The sequence below is a fragment of the Oceanobacillus manasiensis genome (genome assembly GCF_000724085.1).
GTDB lineage: Bacteria > Bacillota > Bacilli > Bacillales > Amphibacillaceae > Oceanobacillus_B > Oceanobacillus_B manasiensis.
The window spans coordinates 659,170-684,329 of record NZ_CCDL010000001.1; the positions used below are offsets into that span (position 1 = coordinate 659,170).

At 39.6% G+C, this 25,160-nt stretch carries 25 protein-coding genes; 15 read left to right on the plus strand and 10 right to left on the minus strand.

Annotation, left to right across the window (positions count from 1 at the left end; genetic code table 11):
- Nucleotides 1-95: 95 nt before the first annotated feature.
- Genes BN985_RS03510 through rpsN form a run of 3 tightly spaced genes read right to left on the minus strand, consistent with a single transcriptional unit; the run spans nt 96 to nt 2,751 of the window.
- On the minus strand, nt 96-1,271 hold the full coding sequence (locus tag BN985_RS03510) for a GTP-binding protein (protein WP_042222886.1): 1,176 nt from the start codon (nt 1,269-1,271) through the stop codon (nt 96-98).
- A gap of 22 nt (nt 1,272-1,293) precedes the next feature.
- Complete coding sequence (locus BN985_RS03515) at nt 1,294-2,454, minus strand: FAD/NAD(P)-binding protein (RefSeq protein ID WP_042221126.1); 1,161 nt, start codon at nt 2,452-2,454, stop codon at nt 1,294-1,296.
- A 27-nt stretch (nt 2,455-2,481) separates the two neighbouring features.
- A complete protein-coding gene (gene rpsN, locus BN985_RS03520; protein ID WP_042221128.1) occupies nt 2,482-2,751 on the minus strand; it encodes a 30S ribosomal protein S14 in 270 nt (89 codons plus the stop codon).
- A 242-nt stretch (nt 2,752-2,993) separates the two neighbouring features.
- Here rpsN and BN985_RS03525 point away from each other — a divergent pair, with 242 nt between their 5' ends.
- Together BN985_RS03525 and BN985_RS03530 are read left to right on the plus strand one after the other, a co-directional pair.
- Entirely contained in the window at nt 2,994-3,977 is a 984-nt protein-coding gene (locus BN985_RS03525; protein ID WP_042221130.1) for a permease, read from the plus strand.
- A gap of 16 nt (nt 3,978-3,993) precedes the next feature.
- Complete coding sequence (locus BN985_RS03530) at nt 3,994-4,923, plus strand: TIGR03943 family putative permease subunit (RefSeq protein ID WP_042221131.1); 930 nt, start codon at nt 3,994-3,996, stop codon at nt 4,921-4,923.
- Between the two features lie 156 nt (nt 4,924-5,079).
- On the opposite strand, the gene BN985_RS03535 is transcribed toward BN985_RS03530, so the two are convergent.
- Entirely contained in the window at nt 5,080-6,204 is a 1,125-nt protein-coding gene (locus BN985_RS03535; RefSeq protein ID WP_042221132.1) for a metal ABC transporter solute-binding protein, Zn/Mn family, read from the minus strand.
- A 183-nt stretch (nt 6,205-6,387) separates the two neighbouring features.
- On the opposite strand from BN985_RS03535, the gene BN985_RS03540 reads away from it, so the two are divergent.
- A complete protein-coding gene (locus tag BN985_RS03540; RefSeq protein ID WP_042221134.1) occupies nt 6,388-7,797 on the plus strand; it encodes a SpoVR family protein in 1,410 nt (469 codons plus the stop codon).
- Nucleotides 7,798-7,886: 89 nt separating this feature from the next.
- Here BN985_RS03540 and BN985_RS03545 read toward each other — a convergent pair whose 3' ends face one another.
- A complete protein-coding gene (locus BN985_RS03545) occupies nt 7,887-8,900 on the minus strand; it encodes a DUF3231 family protein (RefSeq protein WP_042221136.1) in 1,014 nt (337 codons plus the stop codon).
- Between the two features lie 191 nt (nt 8,901-9,091).
- Here BN985_RS03545 and BN985_RS03550 point away from each other — a divergent pair, with 191 nt between their 5' ends.
- On the plus strand, nt 9,092-9,688 hold the full coding sequence (locus BN985_RS03550) for a YpjP family protein (RefSeq protein WP_042221138.1): 597 nt from the start codon (nt 9,092-9,094) through the stop codon (nt 9,686-9,688).
- A gap of 20 nt (nt 9,689-9,708) precedes the next feature.
- On the opposite strand, the gene BN985_RS03555 is transcribed toward BN985_RS03550, so the two are convergent.
- Entirely contained in the window at nt 9,709-10,413 is a 705-nt protein-coding gene (locus BN985_RS03555) for an NAD-dependent protein deacylase (protein ID WP_042221140.1), read from the minus strand.
- 138 nt (nt 10,414-10,551) lie between these two features.
- On the opposite strand from BN985_RS03555, the gene BN985_RS03560 reads away from it, so the two are divergent.
- The gene (locus BN985_RS03560) at nt 10,552-11,295 is read left to right on the plus strand and encodes a hypothetical protein (protein ID WP_042221141.1); all 744 of its coding nucleotides are present in this window, start codon (nt 10,552-10,554) and stop codon (nt 11,293-11,295) included.
- Nucleotides 11,296-11,342: 47 nt separating this feature from the next.
- Here BN985_RS03560 and BN985_RS03565 read toward each other — a convergent pair whose 3' ends face one another.
- Nucleotides 11,343-11,537, minus strand: a complete 195-nt coding sequence (locus BN985_RS03565; RefSeq protein WP_042221142.1) for an H-type small acid-soluble spore protein — start codon at nt 11,535-11,537, stop codon at nt 11,343-11,345.
- Between the two features lie 10 nt (nt 11,538-11,547).
- Nucleotides 11,548-11,667, minus strand: a complete 120-nt coding sequence (locus BN985_RS03570; RefSeq protein ID WP_081779477.1) for a DUF4023 domain-containing protein — start codon at nt 11,665-11,667, stop codon at nt 11,548-11,550.
- A 157-nt stretch (nt 11,668-11,824) separates the two neighbouring features.
- Here BN985_RS03570 and BN985_RS03575 point away from each other — a divergent pair, with 157 nt between their 5' ends.
- From BN985_RS03575 to arsC, 4 genes are all read left to right on the plus strand, one after another.
- Complete coding sequence (locus BN985_RS03575) at nt 11,825-13,054, plus strand: hemolysin family protein (RefSeq protein ID WP_042221146.1); 1,230 nt, start codon at nt 11,825-11,827, stop codon at nt 13,052-13,054.
- Between the two features lie 95 nt (nt 13,055-13,149).
- The gene (locus BN985_RS03580; protein ID WP_042221148.1) at nt 13,150-13,494 is read left to right on the plus strand and encodes an ArsR/SmtB family transcription factor; all 345 of its coding nucleotides are present in this window, start codon (nt 13,150-13,152) and stop codon (nt 13,492-13,494) included.
- 11 nt (nt 13,495-13,505) lie between these two features.
- Nucleotides 13,506-14,801 (plus strand): arsenic transporter, encoded by a 1,296-nt coding sequence (locus tag BN985_RS03585; protein WP_042221149.1) that lies wholly within the window; start codon nt 13,506-13,508, stop codon nt 14,799-14,801.
- 12 nt (nt 14,802-14,813) lie between these two features.
- Nucleotides 14,814-15,233 carry an arsenate reductase (thioredoxin) gene (gene arsC, locus BN985_RS03590; protein WP_042221150.1) on the plus strand — a complete coding sequence of 140 codons (420 nt, stop codon included), beginning with the start codon at nt 14,814-14,816 and terminating at the stop codon, nt 15,231-15,233.
- Between the two features lie 354 nt (nt 15,234-15,587).
- Here arsC and BN985_RS03595 read toward each other — a convergent pair whose 3' ends face one another.
- On the minus strand, nt 15,588-16,556 hold the full coding sequence (locus BN985_RS03595) for a sugar phosphate isomerase/epimerase family protein (protein WP_042221152.1): 969 nt from the start codon (nt 16,554-16,556) through the stop codon (nt 15,588-15,590).
- Between the two features lie 192 nt (nt 16,557-16,748).
- On the opposite strand from BN985_RS03595, the gene BN985_RS03600 reads away from it, so the two are divergent.
- The 6 genes from BN985_RS03600 (at nt 16,749) to BN985_RS03625 (ending at nt 23,035) form a co-directional block, all read left to right on the plus strand.
- Complete coding sequence (locus BN985_RS03600) at nt 16,749-17,741, plus strand: LacI family DNA-binding transcriptional regulator (RefSeq protein WP_042221153.1); 993 nt, start codon at nt 16,749-16,751, stop codon at nt 17,739-17,741.
- Between the two features lie 125 nt (nt 17,742-17,866).
- The gene (locus BN985_RS03605) at nt 17,867-18,832 is read left to right on the plus strand and encodes a substrate-binding domain-containing protein (RefSeq protein ID WP_042221155.1); all 966 of its coding nucleotides are present in this window, start codon (nt 17,867-17,869) and stop codon (nt 18,830-18,832) included.
- A 245-nt stretch (nt 18,833-19,077) separates the two neighbouring features.
- Entirely contained in the window at nt 19,078-20,622 is a 1,545-nt protein-coding gene (locus BN985_RS03610) for a sugar ABC transporter ATP-binding protein (protein ID WP_042221156.1), read from the plus strand.
- A complete protein-coding gene (locus BN985_RS03615; protein WP_232225526.1) occupies nt 20,585-21,568 on the plus strand; it encodes an ABC transporter permease in 984 nt (327 codons plus the stop codon). The genes BN985_RS03610 and BN985_RS03615 overlap by 38 nt, the downstream gene beginning before the upstream one ends.
- A gap of 15 nt (nt 21,569-21,583) precedes the next feature.
- Nucleotides 21,584-22,621 (plus strand): Gfo/Idh/MocA family protein, encoded by a 1,038-nt coding sequence (locus BN985_RS03620; RefSeq protein WP_042221157.1) that lies wholly within the window; start codon nt 21,584-21,586, stop codon nt 22,619-22,621.
- Between the two features lie 129 nt (nt 22,622-22,750).
- Entirely contained in the window at nt 22,751-23,035 is a 285-nt protein-coding gene (locus BN985_RS03625; RefSeq protein ID WP_042221159.1) for a hypothetical protein, read from the plus strand.
- A 640-nt stretch (nt 23,036-23,675) separates the two neighbouring features.
- Here the strand turns inward: BN985_RS03625 and BN985_RS03635 are convergent.
- Nucleotides 23,676-24,866: an IS110 family RNA-guided transposase gene (locus BN985_RS03635; protein ID WP_042222889.1), complete on the minus strand. Its 1,191-nt coding sequence runs from the start codon at nt 24,864-24,866 to the stop codon at nt 23,676-23,678.
- Between the last annotated feature and the right edge of the window lie 294 nt (nt 24,867-25,160).

The following is a 25,160-nucleotide window of genomic DNA, read 5'->3' on the forward strand; positions in this document are numbered from 1 at the left end:
AAGTTTCCTATAGGCAAATTATATTCGGGAAGCGAAGAAAATGCAATGATTTTATAAAAAAAATAAAAAGCCCCCAATTAGGGGAGCAAATTTTATTATAGGAAAGGGGGAAACGGATCTGGTAACATCGCCCAGTCCTCTGCCATTTCTTTTTCTGTTAAAACACATTGATTTAATGATTCAATTAAATCTATTTGATTAAGCTTCATACCGATAAACACTAATTCAGTCTTGCGGTCCCCGTACTGGGGATGCCATGCTTCTTTTGTTGCTAGGTCTTCTTGTAAGAGCTCGTCTTGCTCTGCTTTAGAAAAAGTAGCTACCCAGTTTCCGGCACCTTGGACGCTTAAAGATTTCCCAGCTTGAGAGAGAAGCCCAATTGCATCATTTCTACTAGCAAGCCAGAAAAATCCTTTGGAGCGCACTACTTCTTGTGGCCATTTTTCCAACCATTGAAAGAACCGTTCAGGGTGAAAAGGCTTATTCATTCTGTAAACGAACGATTGAATGCCATATTCTTCTGTCTCTGGTATGTGCTCTTCGTTTAACTCTTTTATCCAACCTGCAGAGCTACTAGCCTCCTCAAAGTCAAACAAGGATGTATTTAAAACGCTTCCTGGATCTACTTTTCCATGCTCAGTAGGTAAAATCCTTGCGGTTGGGTTAAACTTCGCTATAGTGGCGATTAATTTTTGTAACTCTTCTTTTGGGATTAAGTCAATTTTGTTTATTAAAATAACATTGGCAAATTCAATTTGGTCTATAAGAAGATCAGCGACTTCTCGTTCGTCACCAGGGACAGCCTCTTGCTGGCGGTCAAGCAGGTTTTCACCCGAGTAATAATCCTCCCAAAATTGAGCTGCATTAACAACAGTAACCATGGAATCAAGCTTGTAGTGCTGTCGAAGGTCGATGTCTAATTCATCTGCTTCATATGTAAATGTTTGTGCTACCGGAATGGGTTCAGATATTCCTGTTGACTCGATTAAAACATAATCCAATTCAAGCGTTGAAAGTTGGTCAAGCTCCACAATGAGATCTTCTCTTAGAGTACAACAAATACATCCATTCTGTAGCTCAACAAGCTTTTCGTCACTACGAATCAATCCGCCTTGTTTTACCATGGCCGAGTCAATATTAATTTCACTCATGTCATTAACCACAACGGCTATTTTGTATCCTTGTTTATTGTGTAGTAAATGGTTTAATACCGATGTTTTGCCGGCACCAAGGTATCCGCTTAATACAGTAACAGGTATTTTTTTATTCATCATGTCATCTCCCACCTTTGAGCTATATAGAGATGGAGGAAAGAATTGCTGCAGCCTTCCTAGCTCCTGATATATTGCGAGAGACTGGGCCAATTTCCAATTCTGCCAAGGGACCAGCAACATGCAGTCCTTTTTTCCACTCCAATTGTTTTGTCACAATAGGGAACCCACAATCTGCACATTGGAGACTTTCTCTATCAATGACATGCTTTAACCAGATTTCTTCTGGTAATCCTTGTGCTGAACCTGTAGCTAAGTAAATTCCCTCGAAGCTTTCACTCTGGTTACGTTTGAAATGCAATAACGGGTTAGCTAAATGTGTACTTACATCTTGTATTTCATCATCGATGCATTTCAATGAGCCATCTGCTTCTAGACGTTTTAATTTGAGAAACATTTCCCTTGGAATAGACCCACGGTTTCTTGCTTCTTTTATGGTTGCTCTTCTTTCAGGAAGAGAAATGATTTTATGATAGTTGTTTAAATATTTTGGGCCAAGCCATCCAGGATCGCTGTCAAAATCATGAACGCGGAAATCATGTCTTTTAATCAAGGTAACCTTCTCCACGCCTGGATTTTCACATAGTAATACTGCCATATGAGCCGCTGTCAGTCCGCCTCCTACTACACATACAGAGGAGGGAGGGGGAGAGTTCTCAGTAAATAAGTGCGAAACCTTCTTCGGATAGTGGGATTTGGCTTCAATGGCCCAACCTGGCCAATAGGGATTATCATTTACTCCCATGGCAAGGACGACTCTTTCTGTTGTAAATGTGTTTTGATCTGTTTCAACGCTCCACGCGTTTGTACCAACACTTTTAAGTTGGCGTACCGTCGCTTGATGCCAGCTTTTTGTAATATGTAATTGATCAAAAAGCGATTTGCAGTGATCATTAAATAACTGAAGCTGAGGCCGTTTATACCGACCTAGAAAAGGCTTGGTATAATCATTTTTCTCAGCGAAATCTTTTAAAGCAAAAGGTCTTGTGTCCATATGATGGACAAAGGGTGATCGCAGGTAGGTCATGCCAATTTTTTCTGTTAAAGACAACCATTTGTGCATGGGTCTAGAGTAGGGATCGATAATTAATAACTCTTGTGTTGAAACCTTACCTGCCTGCAAAAGTTGGACTGCAATGGTACACCCTTGGATACCGCCCCCTACAATAATCCATTTATACAATGGCTTCACAGCTCCTTCCACCGTCCATTACCAGCTTGATTTTTTCACACCTGGTAGTTGCCCTTTATGTGCATATTCACGTAAAGCAATTCGTGACATACCAAATTTACGGACATAACCACGAGGTCTGCCTGTTACCTGGCAACGATTTTTTAGTCGGGTTGGGGACGAATCTCTTGGGAGCTTTCTTAAAGCTTCATAGTCTCCTTTATCCTTTAACTCTCTTCTTAATTCTGCATATTTTTCAACGGTTTGTTGACGTTTTTTCTCTTTCGCTATTTTAGACTTTTTAGCCATGGTTATCCTCCTTAAAGTGTAATCATTACGATTTGCTTCCAAAAATAAAAGACGCTTCCCGCATCTGTAAATCGTAATCGTTACGTTTTAATCTATATTAACTTAGAATATGACCTTTGTAAATAGATATGTCTCGATATTGAAAGAAGTTTTTTTATAGAAAGGAAGTTCTAGCATTTCTTCTGCAAGAATAGGATGGATTGAAAAGGACATGCATGAATTGATAGGGAGGGAATCTATTTATGCTTACCAGGCGACATACACTGTTGGTTGAATTAACGGGTTTGTTCATCTTTGCAATCGTGATGACACTACTAACACTTAGTGAACAGGTTGAGAAAATAATAGAGTTACCTAAGTCCATCTATCATATGAATATGCTCTTTCTAAGTATTTTAATAGAAGCATTACCATTTGTGTTAATCGGTGTTCTAATAGCTGGGCTAATCCAAGTGTTTGTAACAGATGAGCATATACGTAGGTGGATTCCTCGGAATAAATACCTGGCAATCACGATGAGCTGTGTAGTTGGAGCATGTTTTCCGGCGTGTGAATGTGGCATTGTACCAATCGTAAGAAGACTTGTTGGGAAAGGAGTGCCAATTTATGCAGGTATCGGTTTTCTGCTTACAGGGCCTTTAATCAACCCAATCGTCATTCTTTCCACATACATGGCATTCGGAAATGATGCCAAAATAGCTGCTGCACGTATGATTTTGGGATTTGTCATTGCGATGGTGGTTGCGATTATTATAAGTTTTCTCTTTAAAGGGAACCAGCTAAAGCAAAAATTTCCTGTTCCGTCTATAAAGCATACGGGCTTGCAAGAGAAGGTAAAGCACACTTTTACTCATGCAGTAGATGAATTTTTTGATATGGGCAAGTACTTGATAATTGGCGCAGCTTTAGCGGCCTTTGTGCAGACGTATATTTCCTCAGGTGACTTAGTATCACTAGGCGGTGGAGTGGCTTCAGCTACCGTCGTTATGATGGCGTTGGCTTATATTTTATCCCTTTGTTCAGAGGCGGATGCCTTCATTGGTGCCTCGTTTAGAGGTCTCTTTCCAGATACGGCAATATTAGGTTTCTTAATCTATGGGCCAATGATTGATATGAAAAATACGTTCATGATGCTTAGTGTATTTAAGGCAAAGTTTGTTACGTTATTTGTGCTCATTGTTACCATCATTGTATTTCTAACATTAATGCTCTTTCAAGTAGGTTAATAAAGGAGGTGCGTAAATGCGTATACAGTTGCAGCAGGCTTTTCGAGCTGTTATTTTAATGACGTTTGTTGTTTTTCTCGTACAGCTGCATCAAACAGGCGATATTATTCACTATATTAATCCCAAATACGAATATTTAAGTATGATTGGAGCATGGCTTTTCCTTATACTCTTCTTTACACAAATTTTTAGAATCTGGGCCATAACCAAGGAATCTGTTCATAAGCAGGCACATGCGTGTCAAAACAATCACTGTCATGATCATGATCACCATCATCATGACCATGGTGATGGCTCGCTCACACTAAGGAAAATCTTCTCCTATGGTGTTATTATTCTACCGCTTGCGACAGGGCTTTTGTTTCCTGAGACTACGTTGGATGCGTCCATTGCTGAGAAAAAAGGGATAATGCTATCCTTGGGAAACAATGGGCAAGAGGGAAATGGAGGTGGCGCGAAACCAGAGGGAGAGCAAATTCCTCTTGAGCATACCGAACCAGACCCAAATCTACTAACTAATACGATGACGATGGAAGAATATGAAAGTAGTATGGAAGCATTGAGGAAAACGAAGGACATTACCATGTCAGAAGAATTGTATTCGGTATACTACCAGCAGATAAACCAAGAGCCGGAGGTATTCGTCGGTAAAAAAATAACACTTCAAGGGTTTGTATACAAAGAGGAAGGTTTTTCTGATAATGAAATGGTACTTTCCCGGTTTTTGATCACCCATTGTATAGCAGATGCAGGGGTAGTAGGATTCCTTTCACAACTTGATGGCGCAAATGAGTTAGCTGAAGATACATGGGTCGAGGCTACAGGAGAGTTAAGGCTACAGGAGTATGAAGGAAAAGAGATTCCTACTATTCATATTACGGATTGGAAGATTATCGAGCAACCTTCTCAGCCGTATGTTTATCCAATACAAATCCAATATTTATAGAGTAGGCTTGGAAATGGAATAGTAAGTAAAAAAAGAAGCCGGACGATACTCGAAACTAGTAATGAACTAGAGTTTGAGTAAACATCCGGCGTTTTTCCCTTTATTCAATCGTTTTTAAGTGACAGCGAAATAGACCTTTATACACACATTATTGTCTTATTTCAATGCTTTCTCCAAGGTTTCAAGATTTCTTCCCATTAAACTAAAGTAGTCTTCTTCGTTTTCCATATCTTCTTCCGTAAGAACGGAGAGATTGTGTAATTGCAATGGTTCTGCACCAATCTCGTTGCGGATGACTTCTGCTACTTTTGTCGTTACATTTTGCTCAAATATGACGTATTTCAAGTCTTTTTCCTTTGCAATGCTAATTACTTCTGTAAGTTCCTTCTGAGAAGGCTCTTCACTGGAAGATAGTCCAGCAATTGGAATCTGTACAACACCGTAGTTGTCTTCCCAGTAGCCGTACGCAGCATGGGAAACGATCATTTCTGGGTTTTCCTTTGAATCTATCAAAGTATGAAACTCACTATCTAGATTCTCTAAGTCTGCTTTCAATGTTTCAAAGTTTGCTTCAAACGTTTCTTCTTCTTCAGGCTTCAATTCCACTAGCTGGTCTTTAATATTTTCCGCAAGTTTAATCGCACGAATTGGATCTAACCATACATGTGGATCTTCATCGCCATGGTGATGGTGATCATGAGAAGCTTCTTCGTCACTCTCATGGTCGTGATCGTGTGAAGCTTCTTCATCACTCTCATGGTCGTGGTCATGTGACCCTTCTTCATCGCTCTCATGGTCGTGATCGTGTGAAGCTTCTTCATCGCCCTCGTGGTCATGATCATGAGACCCTTCTTCATCGCCATCATGGTCATGATCGTGATCATGGCTATGTTCAACCGTTTCAATGCCATCAGCTGCTTCTATTAAAGCAACATTTTCATCTTGTAGTGCAGAGGAGATGCTTTCTGCATAAGATTCCATGCCCATTCCGTTATAAATAAAGGCATCGGATTTAGCGATATCTACCATTTGCTTCGAGTTTGGCTCGAAAGTATGGGCATCTGCACCTGGTGGCATTATGCTTTCTACTTCAACAAATTCCCCACCTATTTTCTTTGTGAAATCTTCTAATGGATATAGTGTTGTATAAATCTTGAGCGGGTTGTCGGATTCTTCCTCATTGCTTTCGGCGGTAGTATTTTCTGACTCACTATTACAAGCAGTTATCAGTAATAGTGAAAAAAATAGTCCGATTAGAACTATGTAGTTTCTCTTTTTCATTTGTTCATGCTCCCTTGATTGAAGTTTCGCTTTATCTTTACATATCATAACGTAATGATTACGGTTTGTAAATAGTAATTGTTTCGATTTGTCTATTTTCCTATTGTAAATGAGATAAGAAAGTTGTTCATCATTAATTGCCCTTCTCATACACTATATAAAGCTTAATAGGAGGGATATTCGTTGACCGATACGAAAGCACTTAACTATGCCATTGAAGAAATCACCGAAATTGCATCTGGGTTTGGATTGGATTTTTATCCGATGCGCTATGAGATTTGTCCTGCCGACATCATTTATACATTTGGTGCCTATGGGATGCCAACCCGCTTCTCCCATTGGAGCTTTGGAAAGCAATTCCACAAAATGAAACTGCAATATGATCTTGGCTTAAGCCAGATATATGAGTTGGTAATCAATTCGAACCCTTGTTATGCTTTCTTGCTTGATACTAACAGCCTAATTCAAAATAAGTTAATCATTGCTCATGTTCTTGCCCATTGTGACTTCTTTAAAAATAATGTTCGTTTTTCAAATACGAGGCGTGACATGGTTGAAAGTATGACGGCTACGGCAGAGAGAATAGCAAACTATGAAATGATCCATGGTAAGGAAGAAGTAGAGCAGTTTTTAAATGCCATTCTTGCTATTCAGGAACATATTGACCCATCCATTGTCCGTCCAAAACTCCCCACTTATAATATGGAGGAGGAACTGGAAGAAGAACCTTTTAAAGCAAAGACAGCTTATGACGATCTTTGGGATTTGGATAATAAATCTGAAAAAGAAAAACGATTTGTGAAGAAACGTAAAAAGTTCCCGCCACAACCCGAAAAAGATCTTTTATTATTTATTGAAGAATACAGCAAAGAGCTCGAAGATTGGCAACGCGATATTTTAACGATGATGCGAGAGGAAATGCTTTATTTCTGGCCACAGTTGGAAACAAAAATCATGAACGAAGGCTGGGCTTCCTACTGGCATCAGCGTATCTTGCGGGAGATGGATCTTAGTTCAGATGACACGATTGAGTTTGCAACATTGAATGCAGGAGTCGTGCAGCCGTCCAAGCAAGGTATTAATCCATACTACCTTGGATTGAAAATCTTTGAAGATATTGAAGATCGATATAACAATCCAACAAAGGAAATGCGAGAGCTCGGCATAGAGCCAGGATCAGGTAGAGAGAAAATGTTTGAAGTACGTGAGATTGAAGCAGATATTTCATTTATCCGCAATTACTTAACGAAGGAACTTGTGCAGAGGGAAGATTTATACCTGTTTGAAAAAAAGGGCAGAGACTATACGATAACTGATAAAAAATATGAAGAAGTACGAGACCAGTTAGTGTCCATGAGAGTGAATGGAGGATTCCCATACATTACGGTAGAAAATGGTGACTACCTACGAAATGGAGAGCTGTATTTAAAGCATAGCTATGAAGGCATGGAGCTGGACATAGGTTACTTGGAAAATGTTTTGCCATACATTTACCAGCTATGGGGTAAGACCGTTTATATGGAAACCTCTGTTGAAGAAAAGCCAGTAGTCTACTCGTATGATGGAAAAAAGTTTTATCAACGTAATTTATAGGAATGATGCTCGAATCAAGGCACTCTAAAATATTTTTTTCTAGCTTTTGTTAAGAAGAAATAAAAAAGCAGCTTGCTTATAAGCTGCTTTTATTTTTTCTCTCTTGCAAGCTTTTCCCTATCTCTTGTTCCAGGTGGCTGCTCAAGCCAGTGGTTTTCGATCATAAGGTCTGCGCCACTTTTCGCGAGTTTAGCTACTTCCAGAGACAAGCGTTCATAATTTAGAGCAAGATCCAGTCTTTGGCTTGCTGCGGCAGCAGTAGCGTAATTCCCAATGCCAGCTGAAGTTAGTAAAGCCATATGAAACATAATCATTTTATCGGAAAATGTTTGCGTAGTAGAGCTGCTAACAGCTACATCAGGTAGTTGTGATGTTTGAATATTATTATCATTCAATATAGTGGCGAATATTTTATTATGCTTATTAGCAATATCCTTACATCTCAGCAGATATTCCTGTACTTCCTTTGTGGGGGAAGTTTGCGCAAATGCTAAAGAAAGCTTCATACCGACATAATTGGAAAGAACATTCATGTATAAATGAGAGATTTCAATGTCGTTTAATGGTCGTTTATCGCTAAAAGGATTCAATCCACCATAATATTGTTTGCTCCTAATATAATCTGTTTTTTTAGGTACCTCTACATTAGGAATGCGGGCGTTAATCCCTTTATTTGTTGCAATTTCAACGGTTTGATTGTATAGAGAGGCCGTTTCGTTTAATGCGTTGGTGAAATATTCCCTGATAGAAGGTTTTGTACTCATGGATAGTAAACTACTGTAGGAGAGCATACCAACCTTTGCCATATGGGATACGTAGGTTAGACAAAAAGTATTAGAGAATAGCCATGGGGCACCCACTTGTACATCCTTACTTGTAAACCCGTTTGGAACGGCGTATTCTTCCTCTTCAAAGATGTCTGTTAGCTTCTCTATATGGTCACTTGAGATATCTAGTGCGGTTTGAAGGGCTGGTCTAATTTCTGGGTCTTCCATATGTTGGATCATGAACTTTAAAATACAAATGGACATAGTATCATTTACATAGTTGGTCCATAGAGAGGCGATTTCCCCCGCATCTAAATAAAACTTTTTTTCGTTCATTAATTCTTCACTCCTGGCAAGTTTCTTTATATAGTAGCCTTTCCTAATAGCCATTTAATATGTATAGGTACATGAATACCTGATATAAATATTAGAAAATTGGTAATCGTTTTGTAAAAAAACAAAAATAGTCTGGACATATTTTTTCTTCATGGTAAACTTTTAGTAAGTATATAAAAGGGGTTCGGATTATGAAACTTTGGCTAAGAAAGGCGGCAGTCGTCCTCATCACAATAATGACGTTGGGAATATATGTCCCCCCAGCTTTTTTAAATGCTGATGAGAGTAAAGACGACTTCACAGCTAAAACGAATATAAAAGAAGATGTTTCCCATTCGCTAGCAGAAGCAGTTCCTTCAGAAGAGACAAGTCAGGAATCGGATGACTCCAATCTTGTCCAGTCAATGGCGAACGAGGCCCAGGCCCAAACACTGGATAAGCTAGGACCGAAAATATCATCTCAAATTGATCCTGCATTCTTAAATGCTATTTTATTTGGTGTGGAGGAAGCGGTAACCACTACAGTGGCTACTATTGATGAATCTGAATATCCTTATATCGGGATAACAGATAGCCCAACAGATGGTTGGGGAGAAAAGATATTTGACCTTTATGATGTGCGGACAAATAAGGCCATTGCTAAGTTTCATGTGCGTAGGGATAACCGCCCGCTGGAAGGACACTGGTTTAACTTTCATTACCATGTAAAGCATGATCAGTTTGAATCACACCGGGAAATTGGCGAAATATATTGGGGTAAAAATGATCCACCTAAATGGATGACATAATGTACTTAAAAGGAGCTGGATTAGGAATCCAGCTCCTTTAATATGTCTCCGATATTTCGTTTGTTTATAATAAGGTCTGCGTAAAAATCAAGACTTGTTTCCTCCCTGTTAATAATAACAAGCTTTGCTCCATTACCCTTCGCGATCAGAGGGAATTGATTCGCTGGCGTTACACTTAAAGAGGAACCGAGTACTATGATTAGGTCACAGGCTTGAGCTTCTTTATAGGCCTTTTGAAAAGCGTCTTGTGGTAGTGCTTCCCCAAATAATACAATAGAAGGACGAAGAATTCCGCCACATAGACAGTGATATTCCTTATCAATATACGCTTCACTACTATATTGCTTTTTGCAAGATTGGCAGTGCAATGTTTGTAGTGTACCGTGTAACTCTGCTACCTGTTTTGAACCGGCCGCTTGATGAAACCCATCTACATTTTGTGTGATAATGGATTTTATTTTACCTTGTTTCTCCCAGTCAGCTAAAATATAGTGGCCTTTATGGGGCTCATAGGTTTTCACACCAAGCACTCGCTGGCGATAGAATTCAGTAAATGCATGCACATTTCTATTTAATGCATCCGTACTTGCAATTTCGCTTGGGTCCAAGTTATTCCATAGCCCTTCGTTTGCGGAACGGAAATCAGGCAACCCACTTTCAGTAGACATACCAGCCCCTGTAAACACCACAGTATACGTTGCTTCATCGATCCATTGTTTTAGCATGTTTCACCATCCCCATCTCGCTTTTCCTGTGATTAAACATAAGTGTTTTGTCATTAGTGTATCAAATTTCTGGGTGGTGTCCCATAATCTTTGTCCTTGCATACGCTATACAGAAGAAAGGTAGAAAGGATGACAGGTATGGGGCTATATATGGATCGAAATAAGCACCGAACCTTGTATAAAAATAAGGAACATTTAACAGAGCCAAATCAAGGGATTTATATTAGGAATCATGTAGCCGAAATGATCAAAGCACAAAAGAAAATAAATCAGTCACTTCAACATCAACATATGAAAACGAATCAGATGTTTAATAGACAACAGGATACAACTGCTAAACAGTGGCGAGAAATGCTAACGGAGTTAAACGCATTACAACAAAATAATTCAATGCAAGACAGACGTGATGCAGAAATGATCCGCCTTTTGGAGCAAATGGAGGCAAAGCATACAAGAATGGAAAAGCTACTAGAAGATACACAACGAACAGATAAGGAGCTTTCCGTGAAAGTGAACCACCTACAATTGTCCCAGTCAGATATGAAGGCTCATATAACGTCTCGTGACAAAGAGGATAAGGATTTACGAGCTAGTTTGCAGCAACATTCTGAATGGCAGGATAAAATCGAAACCAAACTGACAAAACAGGAGGAGCATCAGAAGTCTGTCATGGAGAGTTTGGAAAAACAGGAGGCGTTAACTGAAAAGTTGACTAGGCAACTTGATCATATTCGATCTACCTTGTTCGAACGAACTAATCATTTAGCAGAAAAGATTGAAGAGAATTATCGTCTAACCACCGCATATATTACAAAGCTCTTCACTGGCTCAGAAAATCAAATAGCACACTTTAAAATGGATCGAAGGCAAAATAAAAAGTAGGGAAATTCCCCGTCGATGTGCAGCACATGGACGGGGCGGTTTCCCTACTAATGTTTTACTGGAACGGTTTCCGTTAGTCTGCTGATTTCTACCATCTGTTCATGATGCATCTCATCGAGTGGAAAGACAGTAGCATTGTCCCCATCTTCTGCAACAGACTGGATATAAACCGGTATCCCAGCATATTCAACTTGAATTAAATTTGGAGCTTCTAGGATTTCCTTTACCCTTTGTTTATCCATGGATGTCTCCTTAATGCCGCTTGTTTGGAAGCTTTTTGGCCGGGTCATTAAAACCTTGGCGCTTTTTATTTTGTATATCCTTTTGCTTTGTTTCATTAAACTTTTTAACAAATTCATTTGTACTCTCCATTTAATCCCCTCCTGAAGAAAATGTCCCCTTTATTAATTTAACCAGTGGAGGCGAAATCATGTGATGATTATTTTCGTTTTCCTTTTCAAGTGTAGGGTAATACTTTATTATATGGTTACTATGATTAAGTGCATTCATCCAAGGAGGAATTAACCAAGTGATTATTGCTATAATCATTTTAATATTTACATCGCTTTTCTTTTCCGGTAGTGAAACCGCATTAACCGCTACTAATAAAATGAGACTGCAGTCAAAACAGGATAAAAAGTCCAAAAAATTACTTGATATCGTTTCAAAACCTGAGCAGTTTATCACAGCTATTCTAATTGGAAATAATATCTCGAACATTCTCCTGCCAACTTTGGTTACAATGGTTGCTTTAGAGTATGGATTTAGCGTTGGACTGGCTTCTGCGATTTTAACCATCGTCATTATCATTTTTGCAGAGGTTATTCCAAAATCGGTTGCGGCAACGTTTCCTGACCGCATTTCATACCTCGTCTATCCTGCTATTCGTGTTGTGATTACTATCTTTAAACCATTAACGTTAATGTTAAATGCAATAACTGGATTTATTATAAAAATCCTATCTAAAGGACAGGACAAAGAGGCCTCTGTATCGAAGGAAGAAATACGTGCAATGGTGGATGTTGCCCGGACAGAAGGTATTTTTAAACAAGATGAATCCCACCGAATTAAAGGGGTTCTAGAATTCAATAATCTAAATGTAAAGGATGCCTTGAAGACCCCCAGAGTGGATCTTGTTGGCTTGCCAAATGATGCTACCTTTGAGGAGGCTAGGGATGTGGCGATCCAAAATCCTTTCACAAGATATCCCATCTATGAAGAAGATGTGGATAACATAATCGGGGTGTTTCATTCGAAGTATTTATTGTCCTGGTCGATAGACCCTGAACAAACATTGGAATCCTTTAGTGATATGGACCCGCTCATCGTGTTTGAATTTCACTCCATTGAATATGTTTTTCGTAAGATGATGCAAGAAAAGAAGCATATGGCTGTAGTGCTTGATGAATATGGAGGAACAGAAGGAATTATCACGCATGAGGATATCATCGAAGTGTTAATCGGGCTGGAAATTGAAGATGAGACGGATGTCATGAGTGAAGCACTCGTGGAAAAAGCAACAGATAAGGAAATCGTCTGCCACGGAAAAATACCACTTCACCGTTTAAATACTATTTTTCATACAAGCATACCTGAAGAGGAAGATGTGCTTGCTGGTTATTTAATTAAGGAGTTCAATTATTTCCCGGAAGAAGGAGAAACCCTAAGAGCGTCTGGATTAACCTTTAACATCTTGCGGACAGATGAACGAACCTTAAAGCGTGTTCAGATTTTGAAAGAACCAGAAGAGGAAATATAGATAGGAACAAGGCATGCTGCTTATGTAGTAGCATGTTTTTTGTTGTTGCGTATATAAGTATATAGTTATATACTTATGCAAAAGAGGTGAGGCAAATGGTAAAGGTAAGTGTAGAAATGGAGCAAGCAGCAGTCATCCTCAAATTACTCGGGGATAAAACGCGACTTACAATGCTAAAGCTGTTAGATGAACATACCTGCTGTGTATGTGAGTTTGTGGAGATCTTTCAAGTGAGTCAACCATCAATTAGCCAACATTTACGTAAGCTTCGAGACGTCGGTCTTGTAAAGGAAGAAAGAAAAGGGCAATGGATTTTTTATTCGCTGAATAAAACGAATGCGTACTATACCTTTCTTGTGCCATTATTAGAACAGCTTCCTGATCAGCGTTATCGTTTAAAGGAGCTTGAGGAGAACGGGACAAGAATAAATTGTTGTTAGGGGGAAATATATTGTTATCTGTCATCTTAGCGTTACTCATTTTCCTGGTAACCCTAATCTTCGTAATTTGGCAGCCGAAAGGATTATCCATTGGCTGGTCGGCTTGTTCCGGTGCAGTACTTGCTTTATTGGTGGGGGTAGTGGACTTCCATGACGTAGCAGAAGTAACCGGTATTGTATGGAATGCCACGCTTGCCTTTGTTGCCATTATCCTAATATCACTAGTGCTTGATGAAATTGGATTTTTCGAGTGGGCAGCTTTACATATGGCCAAAGCGGCAAAAGGCAAAGGGATTAGAATGTTTATTTATGTTAGTATTCTTGGAGCTGTTGTCGCGGCATTTTTTGCTAATGATGGTGCAGCGTTAATCCTCACGCCTATTGTGCTTGCTATGGTAAGAAATCTAAAGTTTAAAGAAAAAATGGTCTTTCCATTTATCATGGCAAGTGGGTTTATTGCAGACACGACTTCTTTGCCACTCGTGGTTAGTAATTTGGTAAACATTGTGTCAGCGGATTTCTTTAATATTGGATTTGTCGAATATGCTTCTCGAATGATCATACCGAACTTTTTCTCCTTAGGAGCAACCATTCTAGTTCTATTTCTATACTTTAGGAAAAGTATTCCTGCAACCTACGATGTCACGCAGTTAATGAAGCCGGAAGAAGCCATTAAGGATAAGGAAATGTTCCGTCTGTCCTGGTATGTACTTGGAATATTACTTGTTGGTTACTTTATTAGTGAGTTCATTCAGCTGCCTGTTTCAATTGTAGCTGGTGTGGTAGCCATTTTCTTTTTACTCATGGCTAAGTCAAGCAAGGCTGTTAATACCCTTGCTGTAATTAAAGGAGCACCTTGGGCGATTGTCTTTTTCTCTATTGGAATGTATGTGGTGGTCTTTGGTCTACGGAATGCAGGGCTTACGGACATCTTAGCCGTTGTGATCCAAACGAGCGCGGAGCAGGGGCTATTCATCGCGACAGTATCAATGGGGTTCATTGCGGCTATCCTTTCCTCGGTTATGAATAATATGCCAACCGTAATGATTGATGCGATTGCAATTGCCGAGACTGATACATCTGGCGTAATAAGAGAAGCACTTATTTATGCAAATGTAATTGGTTCTGATCTAGGGCCAAAAATTACGCCAATTGGTTCGCTAGCTACATTACTATGGCTTCATGTTCTTTCTCAGAAAGGCATTAAAATATCATGGGGCACGTATTTTAAAACAGGGATTATCCTGACGATCCCAATTTTATTTATTACATTAATTGGTTTATATCTAACGTTAACTTTTCTATAGGAGGAACAATATATGGCTAAAAAAATCATTTATTTTTTATGTACAGGGAATTCATGTCGTAGTCAAATGGCCGAAGGATGGGCAAAACAATTACTGGGTGAAGAGTGGGAGGTAAAGAGTGCGGGAATTGAGGCACATGGTTTAAATCCTAAGGCTGTTCAGGCGATGAACGAAGTATCAATCGATATCTCTGATCAAACCTCTGACATTATTGATCCAAAAATTTTAAACAATGCAGACCTGGCTGTAACATTATGTGGGGATGCAGCAGATAAATGCCCTGTAACGCCACCACAAGTTCGCAGGGAGCACTGGGGCTTTGATGACCCCGCAAAAGCAGAAGGAACAGAAGAAGAAAAGTGGCAAGTCTTCCAACGTGTTAGAGATCAAATAGGTGAAAGAATCAAGCAATTTGCCGAGACGGGAAAGTAAATATTTAAGAGAGACTGGTACACTTGATCTTGAAAGGTAGTGTAGAACTTTTAGCAACGCTGCGGAAAATACTTCGCTTTCCCGGGGCGGCTGGTAAGCTTCCGTGTGCTTCGCACTACGGGGTCTTACCGATGCCTTTCCTCCCCGAGGAGTCTGCGTATTTTCCTCCGCTAAAGGGCGTGTGAAAACCTAACCCAACGAATAGAAAGGGTAAACTAATTTCGAGGTTATAATGTTCGTTCGCCATTTGAACTATCAAACCTCTCTTATCCCACAGTCTCTCTTTAAGTCATGTTATTCTATCAAATCCATCCAGAGTTCCCCCACTTCAAGCTTGCTAAGTGGCGGGAGTATTCATGCCCACCACATGTCACCCATGGATTCTTTAACCATGACTGGCTTGAGGTTTTCTACTGCTTTAGTGAAGCCTTCGTCTATTGACATGAGGCCATCTTCATGTTCAATGCTAACCACATAGTCATAATTCATTAAACGCAATGTGCTCACGATATCTGCCCATGTTTTCGTATCATGGCCAAATCCAACTGTTCGGAAATACCAAGCGCGATCACGCATTTGGGAATAATCCGTCATATCTGTAAGTCCGTTACGGTTCATGTTAGGCTGGTCAATGATCGTATCCTTTGCATGAAAATGGTGAATAGCATTTTCACGTCCAAGTATCTTAATCGACTCAATTGGATCAATGCCTTGCCACCACATATGGCTTGGGTCGAGGTTTGCTCCAATTGCCGGTCCACACGCCTCACGTAGCTTCAACATGGTTGCAGGAGTATGAACAGAGAAGCCACCATGTAGCTCAAGGCCGATCTTTACACCATGTTTTTCTGCAAAGTCATTTTTTTCTTTCCAATAGGGAATGAGCTTTTTCTCCCATTGCCAATTGAATACCTCTTGGAAATCATGCGGCCAAGGTGTTACAGGCCAGTTTGGGTAAAGAGCACCTTCATGGTCACCTGGACATCCAGAGAAGGTATTTACAACTGGGACATCAAGCTTTTCGGCAAGCACGATGGTTTTCTTCAAGATCTCATCTGCAGGATCAGCAATTTTCTTCTGGGGGTGAAGGGGATTACCATGACAGCTTAAAGCACTTATCATTAACCCTCGTTCTTCCACCTTTTGCTTAAATTCGATAATTTTCTGTTCGTCATGTAACAGTTCATCAACCTTACAGTGTGCATCACCAGGGTAACCACCTGTTCCCAACTCTACAGCTTCCAATCCTTTTGAAGAAACATAGTCTAACATGTCATCAAATGACTTATCGGAGAATAATACTGTAAAAACACCCAATTTCATTTTAAAAAACCTCCTCTATTAATCTTAAACTTTGTTTTTTGTAATCCTTTACATTATTAAACATATATAATTAAACATTATAAATCAACCGTTTTATATATATTTTAATAAAGTATTGACAGAAAATTAGGACTGTAATATTATGGATTTGTAAACGTTTACAAAAGATGCGCTGGGAAAGAGGGAATACCTATGGCTAACATACATCACGTTGCAAAAGAAGCAGGCGTATCTGTAGCTACTGTTTCACGTGTATTAAACGGACAGAATAGTGTTACATACAAAACCAGACTTAAGGTTGAAGAAGCGATAAACAAATTAAATTATGAACCCAGTATGCTTGGCAGAAATCTACGAAACTCAGAAAGTAGAATACTTTTAATTTTAATACCACAAATATCTAATCCTTTTTACACAGAAATAATTAAAGGGATTGAGCAAACGGCAATTAGTCTTCACTATAATATTTTACTTTGCGAGACAGACTCAAATCCCCAACGTGAGGATATTTATTTTGAATTAGTGCGAAATAAGATGGCAGATGGCATTATCTCGATGGACCCAGCAGTAAATAGAGAATCGTTAGCTAAACTAGCTGAAAAGCATGCAATAATTCAATGCAGTGAATACACTCCGAATAGTGGAATTCCTTACGTAACGATTGATAATGAAGAGGCTGCTTATCGTGCTGTAAATCATCTCATTCAGATAGGCCACCGAAATATTGCGATGATTAACTCTGATGAGACATATCTTTATGCACAGCAACGTAGACAAGGTTATCAAAAAGCCTTAGAGGAGCATGGTATTACCTTCCGTTCTGACTATGTTTTACATACTGCAGAGCTGGGTTTTGATTATGGACAGCAGGCAATGAAAAAGATACTAAAACTAAAAAACAGACCAACAGCAGTTTTTGCTGTGTCAGACTTACTTGCCATCGGTGCACTAAAAGAAGTAAATAACCAACGTTTAAAAGTCCCGCAAGATATTGCTATCGTCGGCTTTGACAAGATTGATTTCTCCAACATGACCTATCCTACCTTGACGACCATTTCACAGCCCATGTATAAGATGGGGAAAATCGCAGCTAGTATGCTTATTAACCGAATTAAAGGAAATCCAGTTGAGAGCGTAATACTTGAACATGAACTTGTCATTCGTGGCTCAACAGCAGGATATTAACCTAAGACTAGCGCTCTGTTATTAAATAGGAGCTTTGATAATAGAGCGCTAGCCTTAGAACAAGCTAATTGTAATCGATTACAACGTGGCTGGTTTTTTACAAAAACAAAAAAGGGGTGTTTGATGTGAAGAGGTTTGGTTTGTTTTTGATGGCATTATTCGTTATTGGTTTAGTTGCTTGTGGAGAAGAGAGCAATGGAGAAAGTGAAGGTTCGGGGGACGGCGATCTAACGATTGGGATTTCCCTTCCTTCTGCAACACATGGTTGGATGGGGGCGTTAATTGATAATGCTGAGAATCAGGCGAAGGAAATTAAGGACTCAGAAGGTATTAACTATGTTATGACGAATGCAGCAGATCCAAACTCGCAGGCGAATGATGTGGATGATCTCATTTCCCAGGATGTAGATGTCATTGTTATGCTTCCTATCGAATCTGCAGCACTATCGCCAGTGGGGCAAAAGGTAAAAGATGCTGGTATTCCGTTAGTTATTGTGGACCGTGAGCTAGAGAATGATGCAGCTACAGTAGTCGTAAAAGGCGATAACGAAGGAATTGGTGTAAACGCCGGGGAGTACTTCATTGATAAGTTAGGCGGAGAAGGGAAAATAGTGGAGATTACCGGTCCACCTAGCTCTGTTACAGAACAACGTGGCGCAGGCTTTAAAGAGGCGATTGAGAGTACGGATGGTATGGAAATCATTGCATCGCAAAGTGGAGACTTTTCAACTGAGACTTCTTTAGAAGTGATGCAAAACATTTTGCAGGCACAACCGGAAATTGACGCCGTGTTTACTCAGGATGATGGAATGGCATTAGGTGTGGTTCAAGCAATTAAAGAAGCTGGACGTGAAGATATTCAATTTGTAACAGGCGCAGGTGGTGCAAAAGGAGTATATGAAAGTATAAGAGATGATGGTCTTATTTCAGCTACCTTCCTTTATTCACCAACGATGGTTAGAGAAGGTGTGAAGATTGCGGCGGATCTAGCAAAAGGTGAAGAGCCAGAAGAAACAATGGTTATTTTAGAAGCAACAGAAGTAATCAAAGACAATGTAGAGGAACATTATGATCCTGACTCTAAGTTCTAAATAAATGGCAAGGAAACACAATGTTAGCGTTGTGTTTCCTTTATCTCATTTTGTCTAGGCAATCTACGCTTTTGTTTATCCCGGAGCAACCGTTCGTAAGACTCCCACTTCAAAACATGAAGAGAAACCGTTAGTTTTTAGTGGGAGTAAACGGACTAACATGCCCGATTCGTTCAACTAACAATCAGGGAGAAAAATGAATCCCCACATTGATTGAGTTTCACTTTATTAGAGGAGGGATAGGTATGTCGAACGAGTGGATTGTACAAATGAAAAATATTGAAAAATCATTTAACCGAGTCCCTGTGTTGAAAAAAGTATCGCTTCAAGTAGATAAAGGGGAAATCCACGCATTACTAGGGGAAAATGGCGCAGGTAAGTCTACATTAATGAATATCCTCGGGGGAATACATCAAGCTGATGCTGGTTCTATTGCGATAGATGGAGAAGAAGTTACCATGACAACTCCAAAAGTATCTCAGGAACTTGGAATAAGTTTTATTCACCAGGAATTAAATGTCGTGGGCGATTTAAGAATTTATGAAAATATGTTCCTAGGTTCAGAACTGCGTAATAAGTTTGGTTTTGTGAAAGAGGATGAGATGTGTCGGCAGACCGAGGATATACTGGCTAAGCTGGGTGTCACGCTAAACCCAAGAGGGTATGTACGTGACTTGGATACCTCATACAAGCAGCTAATAGAAATATCACGGGCCCTACTACACAGATCCCGTCTTATCATAATGGATGAACCAACTACTGCACTTGCAGAGCATGAAGTGGAGAGACTGTTCAATTTCATGGCAAAACTTCGAGAGACAGGCGTCTCGATTATTTACATTTCTCATAAGTTAAAAGAAATTGAAGCTATTTGTGATAGATATACCGTACTGCGGGATGGAGAATGGGTTGGAACAGGAAGTCTAGAAGGAACAGAACTGGACCAAATTACCAACATGATGGTTGGAAGATCTGTATCAGAAGAGCGATTTGTACAGGACCATGCTTTCGGAGAAACGGTGTTAGAAGTAAAAGACTTAAGTTGTGAGGGAGCATTTAGCCCTGTTAACTTTTCCGTAAGAAAAGGGCAAGTGATTGGCTTTACCGGCCTTGAAGGAGATGGGCGAACCGAACTTATTGAAACGCTATTTGGCTATAGAAAAAAGTCCACTGGAAGTATAAAGATAAATGGAAAATCAGTGAAAATAAAACACCCTAAACATGCGCTTAAAGCGGGTCTGGGGCTCGTTCCAAAAGATCGTAAAGAAAATGCGATTATTAAAGATTTAAACGTTATTCATAACCTGACGCTTTCTTCCATGGGTCACTTTGAGAAGACGGGTTTTATTCAGGAAAAGAGGGAAAAAAGCAGATTCTCCTTTTATCGAGATAAGCTAAACATAAAACTGCATAATCCAACCGTTACGATTGATAAATTGAGTGGGGGAAACCAACAAAAAGTCGTCATTGCAAAATGGCTGGAGGTTGGCCCAGACGTGCTTATTTTTGATAATCCTACACAAGGCATTGATGTGGGGGCAAAAAGAGAAGTCTACCAGCATATTATTGACCTGGCTAAAGAAGGAAAAGCAATTATCATTCTTTCCTCAGAAGCCCCAGAAATAATGAAGGTTTGCCATTATATTCACGTCATGTATCAAGGAGAAATTACTGCTGGAATTAATGGGGAGGATGCCACAGAGGATTTGATCATGAGCTATGCAACCGGATCGAAAAGGGAGGTAGGAGAAGGTGGGAAATACAGAAATGCAGCCAAAGCAAAACAATAGGCAAGAGAGTTCCGGATTTAAAGAAAAACTATCCTGGCTGTGGTCGGATTACAGCGTTATTATAGCCTTTTTAATTATTTTTATCGCAGCATCTTTTATGAGTCCAAGGTTTTTAGATCTCAACAACCAGATGAATATTCTTATGCAAGTTTCCATAATTGGTATTATTGCCCTTGGAATGACTGTTGTCATGCTGTCTGGAGGAATTGATCTATCAGTGGGATCTGTTCTTGCATTGGTCGGTGTTATTGCGGTTATTGCATTAAATGCAACCGGAAGCATTATAGCAGCTGTTTTAACAGCATTTATTGTAGGCTCCTTTGCAGGACTTCTGAATGGATTGATGGTCGCTAAAGGAAGGATAGCCTCCTTTATTGCCACTCTAGGCATGATGGCAGCTGCTAGGTCAATTGCATTGTATATTGCAAATGGGGGAAGCATCTCGGGGGAAGTGTCTGGTTTTAGTGCTATTGCCAATAGCGAATTTTTCATGATTGATTACCCAATCATTATTTTTATTATCATGACCGTGTTTGTCTATTTGCTTATGCATAAAACGAGATTTGGGCGGTATGTCTACGCAATTGGAAGTAATGAAAAAGCAGCAATGTTATCGGGAATTCGGGTAGACAGAGTGAAAATAGGGGTATATAGTCTAACAGGGCTTTTGGTTAGTGTTGCTGCTACCATTGAAACCTCTCGACTTAATTCCATCTCCTCTTCCAGTTCTGGTGCTTCCTATGAATTAGATGCGATTGCTGCGGTTATTATTGGTGGAACAAGAATGACTGGTGGAAGAGGAAAGATAATTGGTACCTTCTTTGGTGTCCTAATTCTCGGGATACTAAATAATATGATGAACTTAATGAATGTATCACCCCACCTGCAAGGCTTTGTCAAAGGGTTGATCATCATTATAGCGGTAGTGTTCCAAAAACGTGAATAGAGGGAGCGATTAAAGATGAAAGCAGGTATTATAGGATGTGGTTCGATTGCTAAATTACGCCATGCTCCTGAATATAAGGAAAATAAACATATCTCTGAAATCGTTTTTTATGATCGCAATCCCGAACGGGCAGACCGTCTAGCCTCCATGTTTAATGGATCTGTGGTGAGGTCGGTAGACGCATTGTTAGAAGACCCTACAATTAAAGTGATTAGTGATTGTTCTTCCAATGAACATCATCATATTTTCACAACAAAAGCTTTATTGCATGGAAAGCATGTACTTTGTGAAAAACCTATTTCTTTAACTGTCGCGGATGCAATGGAAATTGTAGAAGCACAGAAGAAATCGGATAAGGTGTTGATGGTGGATCATAACCAGCGATTTACTCGTGCCCATCAAAAGGCAAGAGAGATTATTCAAGAAGAAGCGCTGGGGAAGGTTCTAACCTTTCGAACAACCTTTGGACATAAAGGTCCGGAACATTGGGGAGTGAATAAATCAAACTCTACATGGTTCTTCAAAAAAGAACGTTCAGGATTCGGCGTGGCTGGGGATTTGGGTATTCATAAGCTCGATTTAATTCATTACCTTCTTGATGACGAGATTACCAAGATCAGTGCTTTTCAGGGAGCACTTAATAAACTAGATGAGAAGGGTAAGCCAATTGAAGTCTGTGATAACGTAGTAGCTAGTATGCAAACAAAGAAAGGCTGTCTAGGATCGGCGTCCTTTTCCTGGTCTTATTATGGGGAAGAAGATAATAGTACTATTCTTTACTGTGAAGAAGGAATACTTAAGATTTACCATCACCCTGACTATCAATTAGAAATAATAAAAAGTAATGGGGAAAAGGTTCATTATCAGTTGGAGACAATCCAAACAAACGATAACCAAACTAATACAGGTGTAATCGATGCATTCATTGAATGTGTCAACACTGGAAAAAAACCAATTGCTTCTGGACAGGATGCCCTAGGATCTTTAAAAGTTGTATTGGCCATGTTAGAGGCAGCAGAAACAGGGACTGTTATTACAGTAGACCCTTTCTAAGATGAAGGGTCTACTGTTTTGTGTTGCGGTGCGCCCTCTCTCGTCCACTCCGACAGCTAAGCATTCTGCCCTTTTCTAATTGCCCTTATGTCTGGTAGATAGTAAGATGTAGGGGAATGGAGGGGTGTTATGAACCTTTTGGCAACACAGACGTATTTTAAAGTGGAACGGAAGGTAACGAGCATAGAACAAATTGATATTGAACACGAGCGTGTTTTAACATTATATGACGAGAAAATCACCACACAAAACAGAGAATTCCTCATGAAAGATATTATGGATATGTCTTATCGAGAAATCGGGGATGGAGGAGGTCTCTTGTACTTACATACTTCTCAGGGTATCTATTCATATACCGTTAAAGAATCCCCTATGGCGTTTATTGAAGTATATCGATCATATTGCCAAGCTTAATTGTGTCCATAAAGTTGAGCAATTCCTTGCTGAAATGTTCAATTATGAGAATAGTGAAGAAATGATCAGATTAATAATAGCCTAAAACCTTACCTGAAAATGCCTGTTTTAAGTATATAAACAGAGAATGAACTAGCACATTTGATGCAAGTCATGATTACAGTTACTATGTGAAACATTATGGAGAAATTCTCTAAAACCTGACAACAGAACAGGCGATGGAGAACTAAAAAATAGAACTAAACTTTCTACAAAGAGGACTTTGTAGATGATGCTGTTAGAATAAGTAAGTGAAAAGAGGCTGGGACATAAGAAAATCAAACAAGAAAAAAACGTACATTCAAACGGAGCAATGCAGAAAAAGTTCGAACGCATCCGGATCCCCCCTAATTTTTGGATATCTGAATCACACTTTAGCGAAGGATAAATGCGGAGACTCCAGTGAGAACAGCACGAGTCCGAAGGCCCCGCAAGAAGCGATTTTTGCTTCTGAGGAGACTAAGGCCGTGCCCACGGAAAGACCAGCTATGAGTTGTCAAGGAGATAAAGACATATTTTTATATGAATGTATTTAAAAAATCTCATGCCAAAATACACCTCTCTTTCAAGGTGTTATGGGGAACCTAAGTTCGTGAACATTTTATTTCACATGAGGCTCATATGGCTTTTGATCTCGTAAAATGGCAAAAATGATGTGTGTTAACTTTCGTGCTACAGCTCCTACAGCGACTTGGTGGCTTTTCCCCCTACTTTTTAACCTTTTATAATGCTGAGATAATGCCGGGTCACATTGGCTCGCAGAGAAGGCGGCATACCAAATAGCTCGTCGTAAATAAGGGGAGCCTCTTTTGGAAATTTTCACGTAGGAAGCCTCAAAATTACCAGATTGTTTCACAGCCGGGTCTAACCCAACAAACGCTACTAACTGTTCAGGGCGTTCGAAACGTTTTATGGACCCTATTTCTCCTAAGATTACGGCTGCGGTTGGATAGCCAATACCGTTTATAGTTGTTAAATGTGTATTTTGGTTATCTACAAGTTTCATCAGCTTTTTATCAAGCTCATCTATTTGTTTGTCCAATAAAGATATCTGTTCTAGAAGCAGATGGATTTGCATCCTAAAGGCATCTGTTGCCATGTTGATACCGAAGGTATCTTCCGCAGATTCTTTAATTTTAGTTGCTTTTTCATGGGCTCTACGCTCTCCATATGAATTCTTACTCGCATTATTTAGAAACTTAGCCAATGTTTCTGTATCAATAGCCTGAATATCTTCAGGCATAGGATAATGCTTAAGCAATTCTGAAGAAGATGTGCCAAAAACTTCTGAAAACATATCTTCATATTCTGGGAAGACTTGGTCCAAAAGAGCTATAATCTTGCGCTTAATATCTGAACTTTGGTCAACGAGAGAATAACGTAGCCTTTCTAATTGTTTTAATTGAAGTAAATCCTCTTCTAAAAAGGGCGTGGCATCAGGCATATCGATACGTATAACCTGTGCGATAAGAAAAGCATCTCGTGCGTCTGTTTTCGTCTTACGAATGAAGAAGTTCCGTAAAGCGTCCGATCTTAAGGGGTTAAATGCTGTTACTTTAAAACCAAGTTGGTTTAGGTATGTGAATATAGAAAGCCAGTAATGACCTGTGGCTTCTAACCCAATAACACAATTTTCTATGGTAAGTTGATGGTTGTTTATAAACGTTAATAGTTTCTCACTACCACGTTTAGAGTTAGCGAAGCGTAGACTTTTACCGATAGGTTTACCATTATTGTCAATAAGACCAGCTTCGTGCTCCTTTTTACTAATATCAATACCTAGATAATGCATACTAACACCGCCTGTATGAAAAATTAACCAGATAGTAGGAGAATCCTCCACTTCTTTATAGATCATCATGCTCGTTAGATATTCGACAACACGTGCCATCCAGCTAATTCGAGTATTCTATAAAGGGGAGGTGTCAAACTTTCCGACGAAGATTATACTTCAAGCGAAGCTACCGACACCCTCCATTTTTAATGTGTAGCTAGTTAGGGCGTTTACGCTGTTATTGGGGGATAGCGTTGCCTTTGAAGAAGTTCTTTTAATTAGTTGAGTAAGACCTTTGGTTAATGAAGGATA